The sequence below is a fragment of the Pseudomonas sp. Lz4W genome, from assembly GCF_000346225.2.
Taxonomy (GTDB): Bacteria; Pseudomonadota; Gammaproteobacteria; order Pseudomonadales; family Pseudomonadaceae; genus Aquipseudomonas; species Aquipseudomonas paraversuta.
In genome coordinates, this window is record NZ_CP017432.1 from 4,261,073 (window position 1) to 4,284,258 (window position 23,186).

General features: G+C 55.0%; 12 protein-coding genes. 10 read left to right on the forward strand and 2 right to left on the reverse strand.

Features of this window, described 5'->3' with window-relative positions:
- The first annotated feature begins 40 nt into the window (after positions 1-40).
- The 6 genes from pglX to B195_RS19575 all read left to right on the forward strand — a co-directional run bounded on the left by pglX (position 41) and on the right by B195_RS19575 (position 12,084).
- On the forward strand, positions 41-3,631 hold the full coding sequence (gene pglX / locus B195_RS19550; RefSeq protein ID WP_003439530.1) for a BREX-1 system adenine-specific DNA-methyltransferase PglX: 3,591 nt from the start codon (positions 41-43) through the stop codon (positions 3,629-3,631).
- A 65-nt stretch (positions 3,632-3,696) separates the two neighbouring features.
- The gene (locus B195_RS19555) at positions 3,697-4,761 is read left to right on the forward strand and encodes a hypothetical protein (protein ID WP_003439528.1); all 1,065 of its coding nucleotides are present in this window, start codon (positions 3,697-3,699) and stop codon (positions 4,759-4,761) included.
- Positions 4,762-4,764: 3 nt separating this feature from the next.
- Positions 4,765-5,967: a hypothetical protein gene (locus tag B195_RS19560; protein WP_003439526.1), complete on the forward strand. Its 1,203-nt coding sequence runs from the start codon at positions 4,765-4,767 to the stop codon at positions 5,965-5,967.
- Complete coding sequence (locus tag B195_RS19565) at positions 5,952-7,736, forward strand: Hsp70 family protein (RefSeq protein ID WP_060765746.1); 1,785 nt, start codon at positions 5,952-5,954, stop codon at positions 7,734-7,736. The genes B195_RS19560 and B195_RS19565 overlap by 16 nt, the downstream gene beginning before the upstream one ends.
- 188 nt (positions 7,737-7,924) lie before the next feature.
- Complete coding sequence (locus tag B195_RS19570; RefSeq protein WP_003439519.1) at positions 7,925-10,690, forward strand: NERD domain-containing protein; 2,766 nt, start codon at positions 7,925-7,927, stop codon at positions 10,688-10,690.
- Complete coding sequence (locus B195_RS19575) at positions 10,687-12,084, forward strand: lipopolysaccharide assembly protein LapB (protein ID WP_003439515.1); 1,398 nt, start codon at positions 10,687-10,689, stop codon at positions 12,082-12,084. The genes B195_RS19570 and B195_RS19575 overlap by 4 nt, the downstream gene beginning before the upstream one ends.
- A 252-nt stretch (positions 12,085-12,336) precedes the next feature.
- On the opposite strand, the gene B195_RS22895 is transcribed toward B195_RS19575, so the two are convergent.
- On the reverse strand, positions 12,337-12,681 hold the full coding sequence (locus B195_RS22895; RefSeq protein ID WP_148666183.1) for a hypothetical protein: 345 nt from the start codon (positions 12,679-12,681) through the stop codon (positions 12,337-12,339).
- Positions 12,682-13,026: 345 nt separating this feature from the next.
- Between B195_RS22895 and pglZ the strand changes: the two genes are divergently transcribed.
- The 3 genes from pglZ to mobI all read left to right on the forward strand — a co-directional run bounded on the left by pglZ (position 13,027) and on the right by mobI (position 18,710).
- Complete coding sequence (gene pglZ / locus B195_RS19580) at positions 13,027-15,654, forward strand: BREX-1 system phosphatase PglZ type A (RefSeq protein ID WP_003439510.1); 2,628 nt, start codon at positions 13,027-13,029, stop codon at positions 15,652-15,654.
- 12 nt (positions 15,655-15,666) lie between these two features.
- A complete protein-coding gene (brxL, locus tag B195_RS19585; protein ID WP_003439508.1) occupies positions 15,667-17,706 on the forward strand; it encodes a protease Lon-related BREX system protein BrxL in 2,040 nt (679 codons plus the stop codon).
- A 545-nt stretch (positions 17,707-18,251) separates the two neighbouring features.
- Positions 18,252-18,710, forward strand: coding sequence for a conjugative transfer protein MobI(A/C) (mobI, locus tag B195_RS19590; RefSeq protein ID WP_003439507.1), 459 nt, complete (start codon positions 18,252-18,254; stop codon positions 18,708-18,710).
- Between the two features lie 1,681 nt (positions 18,711-20,391).
- Here mobI and B195_RS19600 read toward each other — a convergent pair.
- Complete coding sequence (locus B195_RS19600) at positions 20,392-21,165, reverse strand: AraC family transcriptional regulator (RefSeq protein WP_003439496.1); 774 nt, start codon at positions 21,163-21,165, stop codon at positions 20,392-20,394.
- A gap of 373 nt (positions 21,166-21,538) precedes the next feature.
- On the opposite strand from B195_RS19600, the gene B195_RS19605 reads away from it, so the two are divergent.
- A complete protein-coding gene (locus tag B195_RS19605) occupies positions 21,539-23,176 on the forward strand; it encodes an APC family permease (RefSeq protein ID WP_003439493.1) in 1,638 nt (545 codons plus the stop codon).
- Positions 23,177-23,186: the final 10 nt, after the last annotated feature.

Sequence of the window (23,186 nt, forward strand, 5' to 3'; positions counted from 1 at the left end):
CATTCAGCGCACTGCATAGCAGCCCTATTCAGGACACCCCATGAACACCAGCCACATCAAAAGCTACGCCCCCAAGGCCCGTACCGCCTTTATCGCCGCCATGACCAAGCGCGCGGCGCTGTTTGGCATTCGCGAATCCAGCATCCCCGCCATGGGCATTGCGCCCGTGGAGCAAAAGGGCGATCTGGTCCTGATCGGCGACCGCGCCTTGCCGGCCAGCGTCATTCGCCCGCGCGCCGCATTGGTGAAAAAGGTCGAGCAACTGGGCTTTGCCCAGGCCATGGAACAGGCCGCCTACAGCTGGTTCAACCGCCTGTGCGCCATCCGTTATATGGAGCTGCAGGACTACCTCGACCACGGCCGCCGCGTGCTCAGCGCCGCCGATGGCAGCGCGGGCACCCCGCAAATTCTGGAAGACTGTTTAGAGATCGACCTGCCGGGCCTCGATAAACAGCTGATTACCGAGCTCAAGCTCGACGGCAACAAAGACGAAGAACTCTACCGCGAACTGCTGCTGGCCCAGTGTCACGCCCTGCACCAGGCCATGCCGTTTCTCTTCGAGGCGGTGGATGACGCCACCGAGCTGCTGCTGCCCGACAACCTGACCAAAACCGACTCGCTGATCCGCGAGCTGGTCAGCGCCATTCCAGAAGAAGACTGGGCCAATATCGAGATCATCGGCTGGCTCTACCAGTTCTACATCTCCGAGAAGAAGGACCAGGTCATCGGCAAGGTGGTAAAAAGCGAGGACATTCCCGCCGCCACCCAGCTGTTCACGCCCAACTGGATCGTCAAGTACATGGTGCAGAACTCCCTGGGCGCGCAGTGGCTGGCGACCTACCCGGACTCGCCGCTCAAAGCGCAGATGGAGTACTACATCGAGCCCGCCGAGCAGACCGCCGAGGTCAACGCCCAGCTCGCCGCCATCACCCCGGAAAGCCTCAACCCAGAAGCACTGACCCTGATCGACCCGGCCAGCGGCTCCGGGCACATCCTGGTGGAAGGCTATGACCTATTCAAAGCCATTTACCTGGAGCGCGGCTACCGGCAGCGCGACGTGGCTCAGCTGATCCTGGAGAAGAACCTGTTTGGCCTCGACATCGACGGCCGCGCCACACAGCTGACTGGCTTTGCCCTCATGATGAAAGGCAGAGCGGATGACCGCCGCCTCTTCGAGCGCGGGATAAAGCTCAATGTCATGGCGCTGGTGGACAGTGCAGGGTTCGATCCTGAGGTATTGGCTAACGGTTTAAAGCTGGCGGATTACGGGTTGCAGCTGGGCGATCTAAACGAGCTGAAGCGTTTGTTTGAGCACGCCACGACCTTTGGGTCGTTGATTCAGGTGCCAGAGGGGCTAGCGAAGAAGCTACTAGGGCTGAAGCAGCTTTGCGAAGCAACCAGTCTCGATCTGTTTGTGACGGAATCGTTCAAGCGCCTAGGACCGTTGGTTCATCAGGCAGAGCTGCTCGCAGCGCAGTACGACGCGGTAGTGATGAATCCGCCGTACATGGGCAGTAGTGGGATGAACAGCCCCCTGAAAAAGTACGCCAAGGACAAATTCCCCGAAGCGAAGGAAAACCTGTTCGCTTGTTTCATTGAGCGATGCTGCCTGCTGGCAAAAGATACCGGACAGAGCGCTTTGGTGACGATGCACAACTGGATGTTCCTATCTTCATTCCAGAAGATGCGCGAGCGCTTGCTGAGGATGAAAACGATCACAACGATGGCTCATCTCGGGGCAGGCGCCTTTGGGAGCATCTCGGGGGAGGTCGTTCAGGCAGCAACCTTTGTGTTGAAGAACGCTCCACCGCGGGGCTATCGGCCAGTCTTCTTCCGGTTACTGGATGGCGGCGAGGAAAGAAAACGAACAGCTCTTCGTCTTGGCGAGAACCGCTTCGCCGAGGCAGCGCAGAGCGAGTTCGAAAAGATCCCCGGAAGCCCGATTGCCTACTGGGTGACTGCGAAAGTACGAGAGTCTTTCGTGGAATTCCCTGCTGCTTCAGCGTCACTTGATCCAAGGGAAGGGCTGGCCACCGGCAACAACGACCGATACGTCCGCTGCTGGCCAGAAGTGTCTATTGAAGAAATCGGGCTTGGTTGTGAAGACCGCACTGCAGCAAAGGAAACAGGCAGGCGCTGGTTTCCATATAACAAGGGGGGGGAGCTTCGGAAGTGGGCTGGCAACATTTGGTTCTTGGTGGACTGGTTAGACGATGGCGAAGAGCTCCAAACGAAGCTACATCCATCGGGAGCCCGGGTCTGGGCCCATAACTTCAATCTAGATTTCATCTTCCGTCCGTTCCTAACCTGGTCTGACATAACGTCGAAGGGGCTTTCAGTTCGCCTCTACCCTGCAGGCTTCCTATTTGACGCCACGGGCCTATCCGCGTTTGCTAAGGACGGCGCGTTTGGGGGCGCGATTGAGCGAGCGACCGCTTTGGGAAACTCACATCTTGGTACGATGTTCGCCCAGATTCTTAATCCAACCCTGCACTTCAAATCTGGCAACTTCGGTGTTCTCCCTGTCAACGAGACGCTGGATTTGTCAGCATCGGTTCGGCAAGCAGTTGCTGTCGCGACTAAGGACTGGGATGCATATGAACGCTCCTGGGACTTCAAATCTCTCCCGCTCCTGTCGGCCACCTTCGACTCCACGCGTAACCTTGAAGGCAGCTACACCGCATGGATCACCCAAAACCGCGCCACCATCGCCGAGATGCAGCGGCTCGAAGAGGAGAACAACCGACTCTTTATCGACGCCTATGGCCTAGCGGATGAGCTCACCCCAGACGTGCCCATCGAGCAGATCACTCTCACAGTCAACCCGGCCTACCGCTACGGCGGCAAGCTGAGTGAAGCCGAGCTGTGGACGCGTTTTCGCGAGGACAGCATGCAGGAACTGGTGTCCTACGCCATCGGCTGCATGCTCGGTCGCTACAGCCTCGATGAGCCCGGCCTGATCTACGCCCATAGCGGCAACCAGGGCTTCGACCCCAGCCGCTACACCCGCTTCCCGGCCGATGCCGACGGCATCCTGCCGCTCACCGATAAAGAGTGGTTTGCCGACGATGCGGCCAACCGCCTGATCGAGTTTATTTCAGTGGCTTGGGATAAGGCCCACCTCGAAGCCAACCTGCGCTTTCTCGCCGATAGCCTTTCGCCGAAAAAGACCGAGTCCAGCCGCGACACCCTGCGCCGCTACCTCTGCGACAACTTTTTCAAAGACCACCTGCAAACCTACAAAAAACGCCCGATCTACTGGCTATTCAGCAGCGGCAAACAAAAAGCCTTCCAGTGCCTGGTCTACCTGCACCGCTACAACGAAGGCACCCTGGCACGCATGCGCACCGAATACGTCATCCCCCTCAGCGCCAAACTGAGCAGCTACGCCGCCAAACTGGAAAAAGACATCGAAGCCAGCAACAGCACCGCCGAAAAGAAAGCCCTGGAAAAGCAGCTTTCAACCCTGCACAACCAACAAGCCGAACTCGCCACCTTCGACGAAAAACTCCGCCACCACGCCGACCAACGCATCAGCCTGGATCTGGATGACGGAGTGAAGGTCAACTACGGCAAGTTTGGCGACTTGTTGGCCGAGGTGAAGGCAGTGACGGGTGATAAGGCTGAGTGATATGGAATTTCGCGGGACCCTTTAGAAAAGGGTTCCGTTCACATGGATGAAGTGGGGAAACAACGATGCCAACTATTGGCTGGATAGAAGAAACCGGATTGGATCGGTACTGGGAAACTGGGAGCCCACTTGACTATTCATCCGTGCCCGACAGCTACCCATGCCGCCACTGCGAATTGATCTTTGATTCCATTGCTCAGCGCGAGAGGCACGAGGTCGTGCATCCGATACAGAACCCTACCCTGTATTTTCAGGATCGGGATATTGCCGGCAAGCAACTGCGGATCATCGCGCCACTCAAGCCCGGTGACCTAGGTGCGCGCAATGTTGATGCACTGACCATCAACGGTGCTGAAAACCAGTCGGTTGACGATCTATTTGAGTGCATACAGGCGGTGCAGAAGGGCTACATCGATGTGAGTTATGGCAGCTCGGCTTTGCAGAAAAACTTGAAAATCGAGGTATGCATTGCCGACAAGCAGGAACTGCATAAGGTCGACCAGGCATTCGCACTGCATTTCTCCAAGGACGACTTCACCAGTAGTGATATTGCTGCATTTATCGACAATGTGAAGCAGTACAGCACGGTGATCGAGTACACCAACGGACTGGTGCGCTACCTGCACGGTGTGATGGCCAAGGATCGACGTTCGGATAGCATGCCATTTGAAGACTTTGATACTCGCTTCAACCAGGCTGTGCAGTCGCTGCAGGATTACCGTACAGGCCTTTGCATGGGTGTAAGGGCCGTGATTCGCTTTAATCGGAATGACTTCAGTAGCCTGCAAGGCTGCGGCTTGCCGGAAATAGAAGCTGCCATGCAGTTCTTCAGGGGCGAGCCCTATACGGTACCAGTGCATGTCGGCAGTAGCGTCAGAATGCCGGTGGACTTCTCAACAGAGTTCATTCTCAAGGAGCTACTGGATAGCTTTCAGCAAGCTTCGCTGCAGGATATGGAGCAGCAGATTGCGGCGCTATCGGCGAACAATCTGTCGCTGCAGGATAGAAGCAAGTTCGACTACATCTGTTACAGAAAGGCAGTTGCGCAAGATGATGTTTCTGCGATCGATAAATACCGGAAAAAACTCAAAATTGACGATGTGTTTCATACGCTTATTGGGGAGCAATGACAGATGACTGGCATTGAGCATGAAATCGCCGAACCCAAATCGGGCGATGCTAAAAAGCCCAAGCAGAGCAAGGCCGAGCCAAAATCTGTTGAGCAAATACTCACAGAGGCTTTTGCAATAACCATGGACAAAGATAAGAACATCAAGCCGGCAAGTATCACCAAGGCCGACCTGAAGTCGTTGATGACCTATCCGCAGGATACGCGCCTGAGCAGTGAACTTGCCGAGAGCATTACTGCTGCTGCCTGCAAGACGGATCCGGAGCTCAAAGTTCTTTCACTCATCACGCTGGCAGCCTTCAAGTGTCAGCGTGATGGGCTACGCCATCAGCTGATGGCCTTCTGTGTGCGCCTGGCCAGTTCACTTTGGATTCAGCGTCATCGCGGGTCATTAGACCTATACCGGGACATCATGGAGGCCGACAAGGGTCTGGACAGCAGTCCGCTGACCTTCCTGAGTAACGCCATCACAGAGCAATACCGAAAGCGGATTGACTCGGTTGGACGACAGGCCAGTGAAGCGCCAAGCCCGAGCACAAGTAATGCCGAGGCAAATGAATCTACCGCATTGGATGTATTGTCCAAGAAAGAGCTGGCGGCACAGAGAAACAATATTCTGCTCATTGGCGCTCTGTGGCTGATGGCCCAAGGTAAGACGGATCTCAACGCCGCTATCGAGTTCTTCTCGGGCCTGCTGAATGAGCAAACCTCGCCCACCCAGAGCCCGCGTGCGGTTGCAGTTTTTCTTGCGGAGCAATATGCCAATCAGGACAGCCTGCTGGCCGACACCATCGATTACTTCAAGAAACAGTTCACGGAGCTGGCAGGCCAGCAAAAATTCTTGCAGTCGAAACATAACGCGCAAGAGGTTGAGCTTAAGGCTTTGCAAACCAAGGTCATGACGCAGATCACTGCGATCGCTGACAAGGATCAGCAAATTGCTCGACTAATGGCTGAAGTCGAGCAGCTGAAGCTGGCACAGCATGAGCAGCAGCTGGATGAGCGGGCTACACGAACACATCTGCGTGACAACGCTGGGCAGGCCAAGGCCAAGGCATTCAATCTTCTTACTGAGGATGTGCTTGAGCCGCTGAAGCTCTCCCTGGCAGCCTTGCAGCGTGAAAAACCCAAAACAGAAGTTGCCGTGCATCAAATCGAATTGGCAGTGGAAAGTATTGAAAGGGATATCAAATGGTTCAGCGAGTAGGCATTGACTTCGGCACCACAAATAGTCTCATTTCAGTAATTACCCGAGCGGGTCTAGCAAAGTGTTTCGACGATACCGGGCGTCCACATCCTTCAGTTGTGCGCTATGAAGGCGAAAAGGTTATCTGCGGGAAAAAGGCACGGGACAAGCTTGAGAAGCTGGTTATTGGTGTGCTGGGTAACACGGTGCGCGGCCCGAAAAAGCTGCTGGGTAGCGAGCATATCAACGTTGATGGCCGGATCATGACGCCGGTCGAGGTCATTGCCGATTACATCAAATACCTAGTGGCTGATGCTGACGATAGCGATATTGATCAGATTGCAGATCTGACACGTGCCGTAGTGACCATTCCGGTGGCTCTGGACGGACGGGGCAGGCAAACATTGCGCGAAGCAATGCTCAATGCCGGCGTATACGTTGAAACCTTCGTGCACGAGCCATTGGCAGCGCTTTATGGCTATTTCAAAGACCAGCCGAATACTCGAGACGTTCTTGCGTACTACGACGGCAAGATGGTTTTGGTTTTTGATTGGGGTGGCGGCACGCTGGACCTTACGCTATGCAAGATAGTCAATGGCTCCATCGTTCAGGTGCTCAACCGCGGCAACAATCTGGTCGGTGGTGATTATCTGGATGACGCCATTCTCAGTCATGTGACTGACGAGCATGCGCGCAAGTTTGGCTTGAGCGCTGAAAGCAAGCTAACGACCAATCCCGGCATGCGCGCGAAGCTGATCACTCAGTGCGAGCAGGCAAAAATCACGCTATCAACCCGCGACAAGACCAATATATTTCTACCCAATTATTTTCAGGGTACTGATGAAGAATCTGAAATTGATATCTGGTTGACCAGAGAGACTCTGGAAAGTATTTGCAACCGTCTGATCAATCAGGGCATCGACGAAATCGACAGTCTGCTGGACAAGGCCGATGTAGACCCACAGACGCTTGCGCTATGCCTTGCGACCGGCGGCATGGTCAATATGCCGGTGATAAAAAACAAGCTAACTGAAAAATTTGGTGTTTCCGCACTGCATATTTCCGAGAAGGGTGACCGGATTATTTCCGAAGGTGCAGCCTGGATCGCGCACGACAATCTTGAGCTGGCCCTGGCAAAACCGTTTGAACTGGCTGAAGCGAGAAACTCGTTGCTCACAGTGATTCATGAGGGCACCCGCTTGCCACAGAGGGGCGAGTCAATCCAAAAACAGCAATCCATGTATTGCTCTGATCCTCGCGATGGCAAAGCCATTTTCACCTTCAAGCGCCCACAGATGGTTCAGAAGTCAGCTGCGGCTGATCCGCGCACCAACTATGGCAGCCTGGTGGTTGAAGTGAATCCAGACTTCCCCCCACTTGAGGAGCGGATTGAGCTTACGATAACCATCGATGACAACCTGATTTTGCATGCCCGGGCGATGGCCGAAGACTTCAGGGAACCTGCAGTAGAGGAATACTACGATCTGGAATTTTCGTTAGTGGTTAAAAAGGCGGCGGATGACTCAATCGAAAAAAAAAACCGCTTAAGGCAGGCAGTTAAAAAAAGCGGACCGGCACAATTATTCGTGCGGGCCAACGTCACGAACGATAAGGATCGCTGGGACACCGTGCCGGGTGAGTTACTCAAAGAATACAACGCCAAATATGTCTATCTGCAGAAGCCTATGACCAGAGTGCAAAACGAAGAGGACGTCCGCTATCAGCCTTGTTCTGGATGTGGTGCGAAATGGAGGAAAAACTGTTGCACTGCTGGATCTTTTACGGGATAGAAAAACTCCTAATAGGACGGGCCTCGCACTCCGCCAGAAAGCTGAGCCAGCCATCTTCGACTCTTGCCCGGGATTAGAGCGTGAAGGTGACATGGCTAGTTTGGCGAGCGGCTGGCTGAAGTGAAGGCTGTAACCGGTGACAAGTCGAGCGACTGAAGCGCTCAACCATCGCATAGGGAGTATCAACGGTGGCATTAAAAGCATTCCGTGGCAGGCCTTTCGACCATACCCACGAGAACCGGGCCTTCAACGACCTGTTTGACGCGCTGCAACAGCATTGCATAGCCACTGAGCAGGACTGGTACCTGCTCGGTAACTTCTTTGTGGGCAGCCGCGAACTGGATGCGATGGTGATCAAGCCCAACGCGCTGATCATCATCGACTTCAAAGAATTCAGCGGAGCCCTGCATTTTTCCGAAGAAGGTCCATGGCTGATCAGTAGCGCCGAAACGGGCGACAGCGTGACGGTTAAGGGTGGCGCGAGTATCAATCCGCTGCGCCAGCTACGCCTCAACAAAAGTGCCATGCTCGACTTCCTGAGCCGCAACCTGGCGGAGCTGAACCCGGTATGCAACTGGCGGCACACGGCCGCACTGGTAGCCTTTCAGGGTAAGGTCGAGTTCGATCGGCAACAGCTGCCGGGGTCTATCAAGCCCTGGTTCCATATCAGCGATACGCGATCCGTCGTCAGGGATCTTGACGCTATTGTCAGCAGGGAAATCAGGCTCTCGCCCGAAAATATTGAAGATATCGTCGGCAAACTTGGGCTTGAGGTTTTTGTACCTTCCGGCATACCCACAACTAGAGAGCTGGGACATCCGCCAATACGTGAAAATGCCGTCTGCCGATTGACCACTCGGCAAGACGAGGCACTGCATGACTTTCGCAGCTGGCTGCAGAACGGCACTGGGGTATTTCGCGTCACAGGCATGGCTTCGACCGGAAAGCGCTTCCTGTTTCCTCGTCTGGTGGAGGCAATCGATGAAGCCGGACGGGAACTGTTGCTGCTGACGCCTAGTGTGCGGATCTCCTCGACTTACCAGCATCCTCTGGCGCAGCCGACCTCTATCTATAGTTGGTTGTATACCCATCAGCCCAAGCGCTTCGAGAAGCAGGACGACCGCCAGATCGGCATTCACGAGATCAGGGACGAGCTGTTTTTAGAGGGTAGGATTCCGGTTCTGGTGGATGCTCATCTGTTGAGCGATGAAGAGTTTGAGGTCGGTGACAGGCGCTATGGGTCTGGCCGACTGCTGCATGATTTTCTTTCAGTCATCGCCAAAACCAAGACGCCCTTTGTGATCATCGGTGACCCATATCAGATGCCCAGAGGCTCCCTGCAACGCAGCCTAGTCAGTGGCACCATGCTGGAGAAGTTGGGACTGGCAGTTGATCACTGCGCGCTGACCGAGCAGATCGTCATGGATGAAGACGATGCACTCAAACACATGCAGGCGCACCTAGCCGACAGCCTGAACAAGAACTGCTTTAACAGGCTGCCACACCTCTCGGGTAAGCGCCTTGAAATTCTCGATGCCGGAAATTCCAGGAGCTGGACGCCAGATGTCAGCAATGTCCGAGCCGAGTCCATTCTGATCTGCGCCACCCATGAGCAGAACAGCAAGCTCAATGCGGCGGTAAAAAGCAGGGTTCTGGGGCACGCCAGCCCAACACGACTGGCTGCTGGTGACCGAATCGACTTCTACAACCGCACACCCATCCTTGCATCGACTGAGGGATCTTTGAGCCTTGAGGCGCTGCGCTGGGTTAGCTCCGGCGAGATTGCGCTGGTCGATTCGGTTGACGATACTGTTGAAACCCACTTTGTCGAGCTGCGTGGCCGTAAGGAAGCCATCCGCTTGTGCTTCCAGTGCGCCAGTTGCCGTCTACCTGGCTTGGGTGAAGTAGGCTTCCGCTATCTGGTGGACTACTTCGAGGCCGATCGTCCGGAGCTGGCCAGCGAGCAATACCTGGCATTGCAGGTATTGGCCCGGCAGCTGGCCAGACCATTACTGCAGCCGCTGAAAGCCAGGCTTCCGGATAAGCAAAGTACGGACTACAAGGAGGCAAGAACCGAGTACGACCGGCTCGAATATCAGATCCTGCAGAGTCAAGGCTATCTATCCGCCGCACTCATTCGCCCTGCACATGCGATGACGCTGCATCGTGCTCAGGGCAGACGCTGGCCCAGTGTCTGGGTCAACGCGGCGCGCAGTGCCTCGAGTACAACGGCCAATAACGCTGACTATTTCCGTTGGTTGTACACAGCAACCGTGCTGGCAGATGAGCAATGCGTCATTCGTCAGATGCCTGCTCTCACTCCGCTGAGTAACGCCTGTATAAGCCGCGCCCATGACTTGAAAATAGCCCCCCTTCCACTTAGGCAGGGCCTGTTCTACGACACAACCAGGCAGCCTACGGAGCAGGAAGCCTTGCTGAGCACCCCGTCAGGGTTCTCCAACATGGCGCTACTTCCTCTCTTCCTGACATTGCATGAGCGGCTTTCAGACTCCAACTGGAGCATTGCGGACTGGAGCGAGCATAGCTACCAGGTCGTTATGGGGCTTACCGACCGGCAATCGATGGCCAGCGTGCGGCTTAGGTTGCATTACGACAAGAAGTTTGCCGTCAGCAATCTGGTTTTTGCCGATGGCAGCCAGCCTGAGCAGGATGCAATCAGCACTCTGTTGTGCCAGCCATTCAGGCCGCAGAGTGAAACCCTGGCGCAAGCACTCGAAGCCTTTAAGGAGCAGATCAGCACGCTGGGCTTTAGCCTGGTGGAGGCCAAGGAGTCGAACTATCGACTGCAACTGACGCTGGCCATTGACGATGAAGCCGTCGAGACTCAGGTAGATTGCGACAAGGAAGGGATGATCAGCTCGGTGCGTATTCTGAAAGCATCTTCCGAGGAAGTAATTAATCGTCTGGAAGAGGCTTTGGTGTTCTCGGCATGAGTGTTTTTGATGAAATTCGAGAACATAAATCACGCCATGACTTGGAAGGTGCCTGGCAGGCCGGCTTTAAAGTCCTGGAAGTTGAGCCCAACAATGAGTTCCTGAAAACCTCACTGTTCTGGGTGAATTACGCAGCGCTCAAACCTTTGCTCGAGCCCATCAAATCCCGTGAAAACAAGGCTCCTTTACCTCACGAGCAGGCGAAGATCGACCTGTGGGCCTCACGCATCGCCACTCTTCAGCTAGCGCTTCCCAGTGAAAACATCGATTTCAGGCTATGGAATCTGTTTGGCGAAACTGGGAAGTTCTGCGAGCCACTCTGCACATTTATCTTGCACAGTGGCAGCAAGCTTTTTACGCCAGGTGATCACCAGCCATTCGTTTCGGAGAAAGGTGAGTCCCCCAGCGTGGTCATGAAGCTGGCCCGTATGGTCGCCGCCGGCTTTCTCGTAAATGGTGCTAGCAGCCTACTGCCTGCAAATCGAGTCACTGGGTTTCTGAAGTATGCAGAGGCCCATACGGAGGATTCGTCAGAGCGCAAAGTGTGGCTTGAGTGGGACAAGGCACGAATATATTTCACAGTAGGTGAATTCTCCCGCGCCAGAGACTCCTACCTGGCCGTGCTGAAAAAGAAGCGTCGAGAGCCGTGGGCTTGGTTCGGCCTGGCCAAGACCTACGCGGCCGAGCCGGAAAAGGCGATCTGCCTGATCGCCTCCGGCCTGACCTATGCCCATGATCCAAAGTTCAGCATTCCGGGGCTGGTCGAACTTGCCGAGCGCCTCGCGGAAACAGGGGCTTACGAGAACGCCTCAAAAGCCCTAGTCAAACTGGTGGCAATCTATAGTCAGAACAGTTGGACGCCCAAGGACAATATCGTAAAGCTGACATCCTACTCATGGTTTGACGCTGCGATTGATATCAGTGATTTTGATGCCGTGGTGAAGAGGCTCGCGGAGAACGCCAGCCTCTATACCATCTCCAGGCCGGGCTACTTCCAGGGCGTACTGCAGTCCGTGCACGCTTCCAACAAAGGGGCGAACATTTACATCGCGAGAGATCTTGTCATCTCTGCGCGCAAGGCCGTTTTCCCGGGACGGCAAATACCACCACTGGGAACCTTCGTGAAGGTTCTCTGCGATATGGACGCAGAGGAAAAGGAGGTTATTGCCGCAGAAATCGTTCAGGAATTCAGCTGCGACGACATCCGCGCCTTCAGTGGCCCGCTGACAGTTAGTGAAAAAGGCTTCGGATTTGTAAACAGAGAGATCTTTCTTCCGGCAGCACTGATATCTGGTATTCAGCCTGATGCTCAAGTGGCAGGAATGGCAGTCATGTCATTCGACAAGGTCAAAAATAAATATAGCTGGAAGGCAGTTACCGCGACATGTCCATAACCCCCTTTCAACTTGACGTCCAGCTAGGCTCTGTCTGTGTGCACATACTACGGAACAGGCCTGGCGGCTTGCTGCAGCGGAAGAGCGGTCACACTCACTGCGCCTGCGTCGCATCAACCGCGATCGCATTGATCTCTGATTGCTAGCGACTGAGGGCCACACTTATCCAGGATTTTATCCCCACTCAGGGGTAACCGGGCTGGAAAGGTCCGGGGGAAACCGGTACCGAACTGGAGTCCACGACTGTTCCGATCAGCTATCCTCGTCAATAAACCAAGCATAGAAGCGATAGCCCGCCCAGATCGCAACAGCATTGGTCAGTAGTGTTAGCCATGGATATATGCCTTCGATACCGGCCAGCCATTGCAGCTTGAACAGCAGCGCCCCCACCATGACGCATGCAAGGACTCCCAGGCCGAACCCTATGAGCCAGAAAACTCGCTCATGAAAGCTTGGATTGCCACCGTGCCAGTTATCACTCAGACAGAACGGGCAATGACTGCTGGTGGGCGAGTACCCTAACAAACTTCGACTATAAGTCGTACGTGGCACCATGATTTTTCCGCAACAATGACAGGCAACAGTCGAGTGACGCATAACATCTCCTGGTAGGGATTGGACTATGCGATTCAAGATTGCAAAGGCTCAGATAAACCCAAGCGATACCAAAAACCCACCAAAGCTCTGTGCAAATGCCGACTTCCCCGGCAGGTAGAACGGGCTACATCGCAAGGAAATGCAATGAATAATTTGGCGGTTTTGCCTACCCCCAGCAATGTGTTTTGGGCATTGCTAACCGCTACCGGTTATCGCCCATTGCTGGAGGGCAAAGGATTGGGTCGCTGATCACGCATTCGCACCGGCCATGCTATGCAACTCTTCCGGTAAACTGCTGCCAGCCCCTATGGGGAATCTTTATTCGCGCGCCCAAGGAATTCCTGGATGGACTCAAAGCAGCTGACCCAAGGCCTGCACCAGGCTTTTTTCGCTGAAAACCATCGAATCGTCTTCTGGTATGACCCCGAGCAAAACTTTGCCGATGCACTGAACGAGCTCGACTTGCCTGATGTGCAGGTGCTGAACATGCAGGGCAAGTCGACCTTTGGCACTAAGTTGCAGCTGGAGCTTGCAGATACCCAGGGTAAATACCTGCTCTATTTCCCCTGTGCCGAGCCTGACGCGGAAGATGACTGGCTGCTTGATATAAAACTGTTCTCACGTAGCTTTTATGCAGACCGGGTGTCGATGATTTTTAACGAGTTGGGTTTGCAGCAAGTGAGCCTGCGTGAGCATCTATCTCGTAGAGAAAGCTTCCTCAAAAGTACCGCGCGGGTTTCTGCGCTCAAGCGCCTTATCCAATCAAATGCGACTGCCGAAGAGTTGGACCAGGCCATGATTGCGGTGCTTCTGGGGTCTGCGGCGTGCGATATCACCACCTTGCTTTGCACGTTGGCGGATCAGGTCGTTCGGGATGATCTCGGTCTTGAGAGCAATCCAGGAGTTATCGACGAGTTGTATCAGCATGAGCTGATGCCAGCGTTACTGCAGGCACTACGTGACGAGGTGGGTTACCCGGCCAGTGCTGAAGAAATAAGTGGTGAGAAGCCATTCAGCTTTGGGCATTTTCTGATTCGCCTTTTGGCAACCGGCTTCTGTGAAAGCATTTCTGAGATCCCTGACTGGGCTTCTGCAATCGCAATCCCGTCAGCCAGCGCCCGGGCCACATCTCGCGCCCTGCTATCGCGCTGGCGAGACAGCTCTCGATTTTACAAAAGCTATGACGTTGTATCTTCCTGGGTGGGAGAGGCATTGCGCATCTCCGACAAGCTTGGCGAGTTCTCGCTGGAAACCCTGGCCAATATCGCCACCTTCGAGGCAGTCGAGCGTCAGATCATTATCGATCTGACCCAAGCTATCCCTAGCGCCGCTCCAAGCGACCTTCAGGTGTTTTCTCGAATCATCGGCGAGCGCCTGGACAACTACTGGGCATCCCGACACAAGGACGACGATATACGTCGTAAGTATCGACTGCTCTACAGTGCCCTTGCCGCAGCCATCGAGTTATTCGGTCTACGCCTGCAGTTTGGTGCCGGCTTTCATTACGCCGGCACGGAGGCTCTCTACAAGGCTTACGAGGGTGAGTTGTACCGCTTTGATAGCGCATATAGACGCTATGTGGCGGCGTCGCAACGTGCTCGTGTGGAACTGTTGAAAAAGCTCGATGAAGCCGTTGAGCACTGCTACGCCTACTGGTACCTGGATCAATTAGGCCGCAACTGGGGTGACTGCGTAGAAGCCGAACAACGCCTGGCACATTGGAATATTGCCGGTGTGCCCAGCCAGCAGAATTTCTACGAGCGTTGGGTACAACCGCAGTTCGAGAAGCACCGAAGTAAGCGTGTAGTCGTGATCATCAGTGATGCTTTCCGCTACGAGGCCGCAGTCGAGCTACGCGAGCGCATCAATGAAAAACGCTACAGCGAGGCAACCCTGTCCAGCCAATTGGGCGTTCTACCCAGCTATACGACCCTGGGTATGGCCTCCCTCCTCCCACACCAGAAACTTGAATACCGAGAGAGTGCCGCCGATACAGTTTTTGTCGATGGCCAGTCCACCGCCGGCACCGTACAGCGAGACAAGATCCTCGCTCAGTACCAGGGTATCGCCGTAACAGCTGATGAGGTTAAGGCCTGGTCGCGCGACGAAGGTCGCGAAAGGCTCAAGGATAAACAGTTGGTTTACGTCTACCACAATGTGATCGACGACCGCAGTGACAGCGGTGGTCCGTCAGAGTCAGATACCTTCCAGCATGTGGAAGTGGCCATCGAAGAGCTGACCGAGCTGACCCGCAAGATTCTCATGCACTTCAACACCAGCACGGTGGTCGTCACTGCAGACCACGGTTTTCTCTTCCAGCAAAGCAAGCTGGAGGCGGCTAACCGCACTGCGCTGGTCGACAAGCCAGATAGCGCTTTCAAGAGTAAAAAGCGTTATGTCCTTGGCCATACGCTGCCAGAGGCCAAGGATGCCTGGCAGGGGTCAACAAAGCAGACGGCGGGCACCGAATCGGATACACGCTTCTGGATACCTAAGGGAGCCAATCGCTTTCATTTCGTCGGCGGCGCGCGTTTCGTTCATGGCGGTGCGATGCCTCAGGAGATCGTTGTACCAGTGCTGACAGTCAATCAGCTGCGAGGTGAGAAAGCCGGAAAGCGCACGCGCCGTAAAGTAGGGGTGATTTCGCCCAAGTCCGTTCTCAAGATGGTTAACAGCATTCAGCGCTTCGACCTGATGCAGACTGAAGCGGTCAGGGAGCAGGTACTCCCGGTGACGGTAGCGGTTGCTATTTTCGAAGGCGGACAGATGATTTCCAGTGAAGAAGTGGTCACTTTCGACTGCACGACTGACTCCATGAATGACCGCTTGAAACAGGTACGACTATCGCTGGCAGGCAGTGACTTTGATCGCAAGAGAGATTATTTCCTGGTCATCCGCGACAAGGATCTGAATACCGAGTTGGAGCGCTACCGGGTCACGATAGACCTGGCCTTCACTGATGATTTCCTTTAAGAGCAGGCACGCATGGACATCGAACTCAATAAAGACCTCGATCATCTGCTGAACGAGCACTTTGCCGGGCGTGTTGTACGCAAGGATCTGACCAAGCTCATCAAGGAAGGGGCAAATGTACCCGTCTACGTGCTTGAGTACCTGCTGGGCATGTACTGTGCCTCGGATGATGCAGAAGTCATCGCGCAGGGTTTGAAGAACGTCAAAACGGTGCTGGCTGAAAACTATGTCCGCCCTGATGAAGCCGAGAAGGTTAAATCGCTGGTACGTGAGCGCGGCACCTACAAGGTCATCGACCGTGTAACCGTACGCCTTAATGAAAGAAAAGACCGCTACGAGGCATCCTTCAGCAACTTGGGCATCAAGGACGCCGAAATCTCCGCTGGCATCGTCAAAGAGTACGAAAAACTTCTGGTCGGCGGCATCTGGGTTATCGCGACCCTGAGTTATTACCACGAGGAGGGTCAGTCAGGATCGCCCTTCGGTGTAACTCTGCTGAAACCCATTCAGATGCCTAACATGAACATGCAGGAGCTGTTCACCGGTCGCTCGGCGCTGACCACCCTGCAGTGGCGCGAGACGTTGATCCGTTCAATCGGCATGGAACCTTCGACCCTGGATGAGTCAGTTCAGTGGCACCTTCTTGCGCGCATGGTTCCCTTTGTCGAGAACAACTACAACGTCTGCGAACTGGGGCCACGAGGTACAGGCAAGAGTCATATCTACAAGGAGTGCTCACCCAACAGCATGCTGGTATCAGGTGGCCAGACCACAGTAGCCAACCTGTTCTACAACATGAGCAGCCGGCGCATCGGCTTGGTTGGTCTCTGGGATGTCGTCGCATTCGACGAAGTCGCGGGAATCAACTTCAAGGATAACGATGGCGTACAGATCATGAAGGATTACATGGCCTCGGGCTCCTTCGGTCGCGGCCGTGAGCAGATGGAAGCCTCAGCTTCGATGGTCTTCGTCGGCAATATCAACCAGAGCGTTGAGTCACTGGTGAAAACCAGCCATCTGCTAGCTCCTTTCCCGGAGCAAATGATCGACTCAGCCTTCTTCGACCGTTTCCACGCCTATATCCCTGGCTGGGAAATTCCAAAGATGCGTCCGGAGTTCTTCACAAACAAATACGGCCTGATCGTCGACTATCTGGCCGAGTTTTTCCGCGAAATGCGCAAGCGCAGCTTTGCCGATGCCATCGACAAACACTTCAAGCTGGGCAACAACCTCAACCAGCGTGATGTGATCGCGGTGCGCAAAACAGTGTCTGGCTTGCTCAAGTTGCTTTATCCGCATGATGTTTTCAGCAAAGAAGATGTGCGCCAGTGCCTGGAGTACGCCCTACAGGTACGCCGTAGGGTGAAGGAACAGCTGAAGAAGATCGGAGGTATGGAGTTCTACGATGTGCACTTCAGCTACATCGACAATGAGAGCCTCGAAGAGCACTTTGTCACCGTAAAGGAGCAAGGCGGCGGCGGCTTAATCCCCGAAGGCCCCGGCAAGCCCGGCTTCATCCATACCATCGGCTTGAGCAGCAAGGGCATGCCAGGCTTGTACCGGATCGAGCTACAGGTCACCAAGGGCAGTGGCAAGCTGGTCACCTCTGGCCTCTGGAATTCAACTCAGGCCAAGGAGCAGGTGAAGATCGCCTTCGACTACTTCAAAGCCAACGCCTCGCGAATTAGCGCTTCGGCCAAGGTACTGGAGCACGACTTCCATCTGCATGTGGTTGAACTGCAGAACACCGGCCCGCTGACACACATGGCTCTCGCCAGCCTGGTGGCCTTTGCCTCCGGCCTGATGGGTCGTCCCGCACAAGGGCAGATGGTGGTACTCGGCGATATGAGCCTGGGCGGCAGCATCACTCCGGTGGAAAGCATAGCGGAGTGCCTACAGGTAGCCTTCGACGCTGGCGGTAAGCGCGTTTGCCTACCAATGAGCAGCGCCATGGACATTCCGACCATTCCGGCAGAGCTGTTTACCAAGTTCCAAACCAGCTTCTATGGTGAGCCCGTGGAAGCTGTTTTCAAGGCGCTGGGGGTGGACTAAGCCCGCTAGTTTCGTGCCCAGCAAATCATACAGTTTGGCACGGCGAGGCCGGCCTCAGGCCGCAGTCAAAAACCGCTGAGTCAAGGCAGCTGCAAAGTGCGCGGGGCAGTTGTACGAGCATCGGCGCGCATGACATCCGTTTCGATTCAGCGCTGCAGCAGAGTTGCGCCAACTTCAGAGCTAGCCCTCGCAAGTGACTGCAGATAAGCCCTGATCCTTGGGGCGCTTTTCTTGAACATGCTGCGGCGAACACCAGGTTTTGGCCCTGTGTTTGTGAGGTGATTTTCGGTTGTTGTGACAACACATGGACGTTAAATGACGATGTGACACCTTGTCTTTCATTGATCTCGCAAACGAGGTAACAGGCGGACGTCAAATGACGACGATGTCTTCGTCTGTCATTTATTTTTTACCGTGTACCAGTGCTACTGCTTTTCTAAAATATTTGATGTGGGTAATTTCCGACGATAAAAGCGTCTAAAATCAAGCTTTTGACATGTTTGAAATAACCATGATGGGGCTCTCAGCCTGAAGAGCCAATAGTCATGAATGAGTCAACAAAAATTGTCGCCCTACTGGATCAGCAATACGAGCAGCTGTTGGTGGAAGCGAGACGCCTGGTAGCCAACTATGTGGATGCGTCCATGAAGCTGTACAAGAAGACCGGGGTCAAATCTGTTGTGGCTGCCGTGTCAATCAAGCAGACAAGTCCGAATGCGTATTCGATCTACTGGTGCAAACTGGTGCCGCTGCAAGGACAAAAAAACAAATTCGCGCCCCTGACTATTGCCAAGGGAAATGGCAAACATAAATATCCGACTTCCTCGTTTGAGTTTGTTGAATATCCATACCGTCACCTCGTTCTGCAAGTTGAGGAGCAGCTTGCAGAGATTCGCCGCGTTGCGAGCGAGAATCGTCAGCTACGTCGGACGTTGGTCGCTTATGAGAAGAAGCTGTCTAGATACCAAGCGCTTAATCATGGCGTCCTCTATTCGGCAGAGTAGCGGCTGAGTACCTATAAGCAGTGCCGAACAGATTTGACCCGATTGTAAATCCCGAAAGCCCCGTGCAGCTTGGTCTGGCGGGGCTTTCTCTTATCAGCAGTGAACTCCGGCGAGATATATTGCTGCGCTTGATCAGGGAAGGCGACGGGTTCGGGCTATAAGCAGTGTAGGGCGCTAAATCTACTCGCTGTCAGCCAGCAGGCCCATGCAGGCGGGGGCGGAGGCCGTATTTGCTATTAGCAGTGACGCTTAAGACCAAGTCAGCCGGCCAGCTTTGATCTGTATTAGTAGTGAAAGGCTTCACTTTCATAAAATAAACATTGGTAGGTGCCGTTCCAGCAGGTACCTGTGTCGCGCAGCGGGTGGTGACGGTAACGCGCTACCCCTCTCTGCCTCGCTGCTGTTCGAATGCAATGCGGTTCATTACGCAGATGGGGATGGGGTAGCCCTGGATGTGGGTCGTGAGAGCCTCGTTGCCTGCGATCACCATGATGCAGGATAGGCCTCTGCGGAAGCGCATCCCTCGTCTCGAGTAGTTGCGCGGGATGATCTCCCATGATTCGTCGTCGTAGTAACAACCAACGATTTCTGACCAGTGTAATTGGATGCCCGCGCCCATGATGCCTACTGGGGCCAGGCAGAAAATTTCTACCTGGGTTTCCTGCCCAAGAGGTACAGCGTAAACCCGACCGTTTGGTGTAATAGGTGGGAAGTACTGCCCGTTACCGAGGTAACGAAATTCCATAGTGGCGCTCTCGGTGGATGAGGTCTCTAGACACTCTCCGGTAGTTCTAAGAAAACCCAAGGTCAGACGATGCATGCGAGGTAGCGCAAGTGCTTTAGCCGTTCTGGGCGAGCGACTCACCAGATTTAGAAGTAAGCATGCCGTAGATTTATGAGATTCGGTGCCTGAGGCATTTCCGCATTGACCTGCAGCAGGCTACATATCCAAGGTAATCACCGGCCTAATGGGCAGGGTGGCAAATACAGCCGCAGGGTTCGGGTAGGCACCCGCTGCCGGTGAAAAGGCAGCGGACACCCTCTTGATACGCAGCGGGTCATACCACTGATGATGACTCAGTCGTCGCCACGCCTCTTATCCAGATATGCCGCGACCATGTAGCCAACAGCACCTGATATGGTCAACGCACTGATAACGGCAACTACCGCATATACCAACAATTCAAAACGATCCACGCTCTGGCTCCTCTCGGGGTGAGCTGATCTTAAATAAACCTACGCCAATGCCAAATTTTAGGAGCTGGGAATACCAATGCTCTAGTGGCTGGTAACGGCGGTTTATGCTTCAAGCAGTGTTGATCTGAAGCCAAGATACGCATCGGCTTTACCAGATCCGTACACCTAGGCTACTCAGGGCTAGGAAAGGATGATTTGAATCCCAGAAGAGGACCTGAATCGGCTAGTGTCGTCGGTTGCCTACTTCAGATTTTCGTGTATCCCCATCTGTATCCCTACGCTTTTAAAAAAGATAAAAATCTTTGTAAAACAAACACTTTAAATACTAGTTCAAACGACCCCGGCTCCACCAACTCAACAAAAAAAGACGTCCTCGGACGTCTTTTTTTGTGCCTGGAATTCAGGGCTTTCAGCGCTGCTGACGGGGTGTGACCCATGACATGGCGCTGGAAAACGCCTCAGGTGCTGCCTGTCACCTCGGCCCTCAATGCCCGGTAGCCTGCCGATACTGACGCGGGGTAAAGCCGGTCAATGCCTTGAACTGTCGGGTGAAAGCGCTGTGGTCGGTATAGCCGCACTGCAGTGCCACTTCGGTGATGGGCATGTCGGTATGCAGCAGACGATGGGCGTGCTCCAGGCGAACCTTCTGGATCATCTGCCGCGGCGTCAGGTGGAACACTCGCTTGCAGTATCTTTCCAGCTGCGCCACGGAAATGCCGGCGATTCGCGTCAGCTCGCCCAAGGTGACGCGGCGATTGAAATGCGCGCGTATGTATTCGTCGACCGCGGCCAGGCGCTGGTAAGCCGGGTGCGTGTCGGCGGCCGATTGCAGGTCAACCGAAATCCCCGCCAGGCCGATGATTTCTCCGTTGCGGTTATATAGCGGCCGTTTGTGGGTCAGGCACCAGCCGGGCTCCCGGCTGCCGTATAAATGCAGCTCCAGTTGGTCTTCCAGGACCAGGCCCTGTTCCAGAACCCGGCGGTCCTGTTCGGTGTAACCGGGGCCCAGTTGCGCGGGGAATACTTCGGCACTGGTTTTGCCAAGCAAGGGTTGCAACTGTTTCAACCCGCAGCGCTGAACCAGGGTGCGGTTGGCCATCACGTAGCGCGCGTGGATATCTTTGATAAAGATCGCGGCATTCGGAATCACATCCAGCAGCGGTAACAGCAACGCCACCCCCGCCAGTAGTTCATCGAGGCTGTCAGGGCGGCTCCGGTCGCTGCCCTGCCCCAGGATCGCAAACGCGCTTAGCGGCATGACTCTCACTCTCTCAGGGTTCGGACAGGCAAAAGTCTACCCGTGCCGCACCTCGTCGGCAATTTGGAATTGTGCTGATTTCGTCATCGACCCAAGTGAAAAACATCAATCGAGCAACCGCTGAAAAGTCCACTCTAGAGCCATTGCATGCCCCTTGAAAAACTCTGACGGATCGGCAAGCAAGCGTCAGCCCGCATCCAGGAAGGTATAGGCGATTACACGGCACGACCTATGGAAGTGAAGGATTCCTGAACCCGGTTTTTATAAGTGCGCGGTTGTTAGCAGCCGCAACGTTATCTACGGCGATCCCGAGCATAACGTTTTCAAATGACATCACTCCTGCCTATCCAATAACTCACAAGAAGGCACCGCCATGTCAGGCAAAGGTAAGTTCAAAAAGCAACTTTCATTGATAGACCTTACGTTTATCGGGCTGGGAGCCATCTTCGGTTCTGGCTGGCTGTTTGCCGCCAGCCACGTTTCCGCCATTGCGGGCCCCGCAGGCATCTTTTCCTGGCTGCTGGGCGGGTTTGCCGTGCTGCTGCTGGGCATCGTTTACTGTGAACTGGGGGCAGCACTGCCGCGGGCCGGCGGTGTGGTTCGCTACCCGGTGTACTCCCACGGCCCGTTGCTCGGCTACTTGATGGGCTTTATCACCCTGATCGCCTTCTCCAGCCTGGTGGCAATCGAGGTGGTTGCCTCTCGCCAGTATGCTGCCGCCTGGTTCCCCGGGCTGACCCAGGCCGGCTCCAACTCCCCTACGGTGATTGGCTGGCTGATGCAGTTCGGCCTGCTCTGCCTGTTCTTCATGCTCAACTATCGCAGTGTGAAGACCTTCGCCAAGTTCAATAACCTGGTCAGCGTATTCAAGTTCATCGTTCCGCTGCTGGTGATCGGGGTGCTGTTCACCTTCTTCAAACCGGCAAACTTCGAGGTCCATGGCTTCGCGCCATTCGGCATGGCAGGCATCGAGATGGCCGTTTCCGCTGGCGGCGTGATCTTCGCTTTCCTGGGGCTGACCCCCATCATCTCGGTGGCCAGCGAAGTACAGAATCCGCAACGCACCATTCCGATTGCACTGATCCTGTCGGTGCTGCTGTCCACCGCCATTTATGTGCTGTTGCAGACGGCCTTTCTCGGCGGCGTGCCCACCGAGATGCTGGTCAACGGCTGGGCGAGTGTGTCCAAGGAACTGGCGCTGCCTTATCGCGACATCGCCCTGGCCCTGGGTGTGGGCTGGCTGGCCTACCTGGTGGTGGCTGATGCGGTGATCTCGCCCAGCGGTTGCGGCAACATCTATATGAACGCTACCCCGCGGGTGGTCTACGGCTGGGCAAAGACCGGTACCTTCTTCAAGATCTTCACCCGCATTGACGAAAAGTCCGGCATCCCGCGCCCTGCGCTGTGGCTGACCTTCGCCCTGTCAGTGTTCTGGACCATGCCCTTCCCTTCCTGGGAAGCCCTGATCAACGTCGTCTCCGCAGCACTGGTGCTCAGCTACGCCGTGGCTCCGGTGTCCGTGGCCGCACTGCGCCGCAACGCCCCCGACATGCCGCGCCCGTTCCGGGTCAAGTGGATGGCGGTACTGGGCCCGCTGTCATTCGTCATCGCGGCACTGATTGTCTACTGGTCAGGCTGGAACACCGTGTCCTGGTTGCTTGGCCTGCAGATCGCGATGTTCGTGGTGTACCTGATGTGTGGTCGCTTTGTACCCACCTGGCACCTGAATCTGGCCCAGCAAGTTCGCTCTTCCATGTGGTTGATCGGCTTCTACGCCGTGACCATCGTGCTCTCCAAGCTCGGCAGTTTCGGTGGCATGGGCGTGCTCACTCACCCCTTCGACAACCTGGTGGTGGCGACCTGCGCCCTGGGCATCTACTACTGGGGCGCGGCCACCGGTGTACCGGCGCATCTGGTGCGCCTGGAAGATGAGGACGAAGACGATGAACAGGTAGTCCATCAGGCAGCAGCCCACTCTGCGCATCCCGCCGGGGCATACGCCGGGGCTTGATCCCGGGATT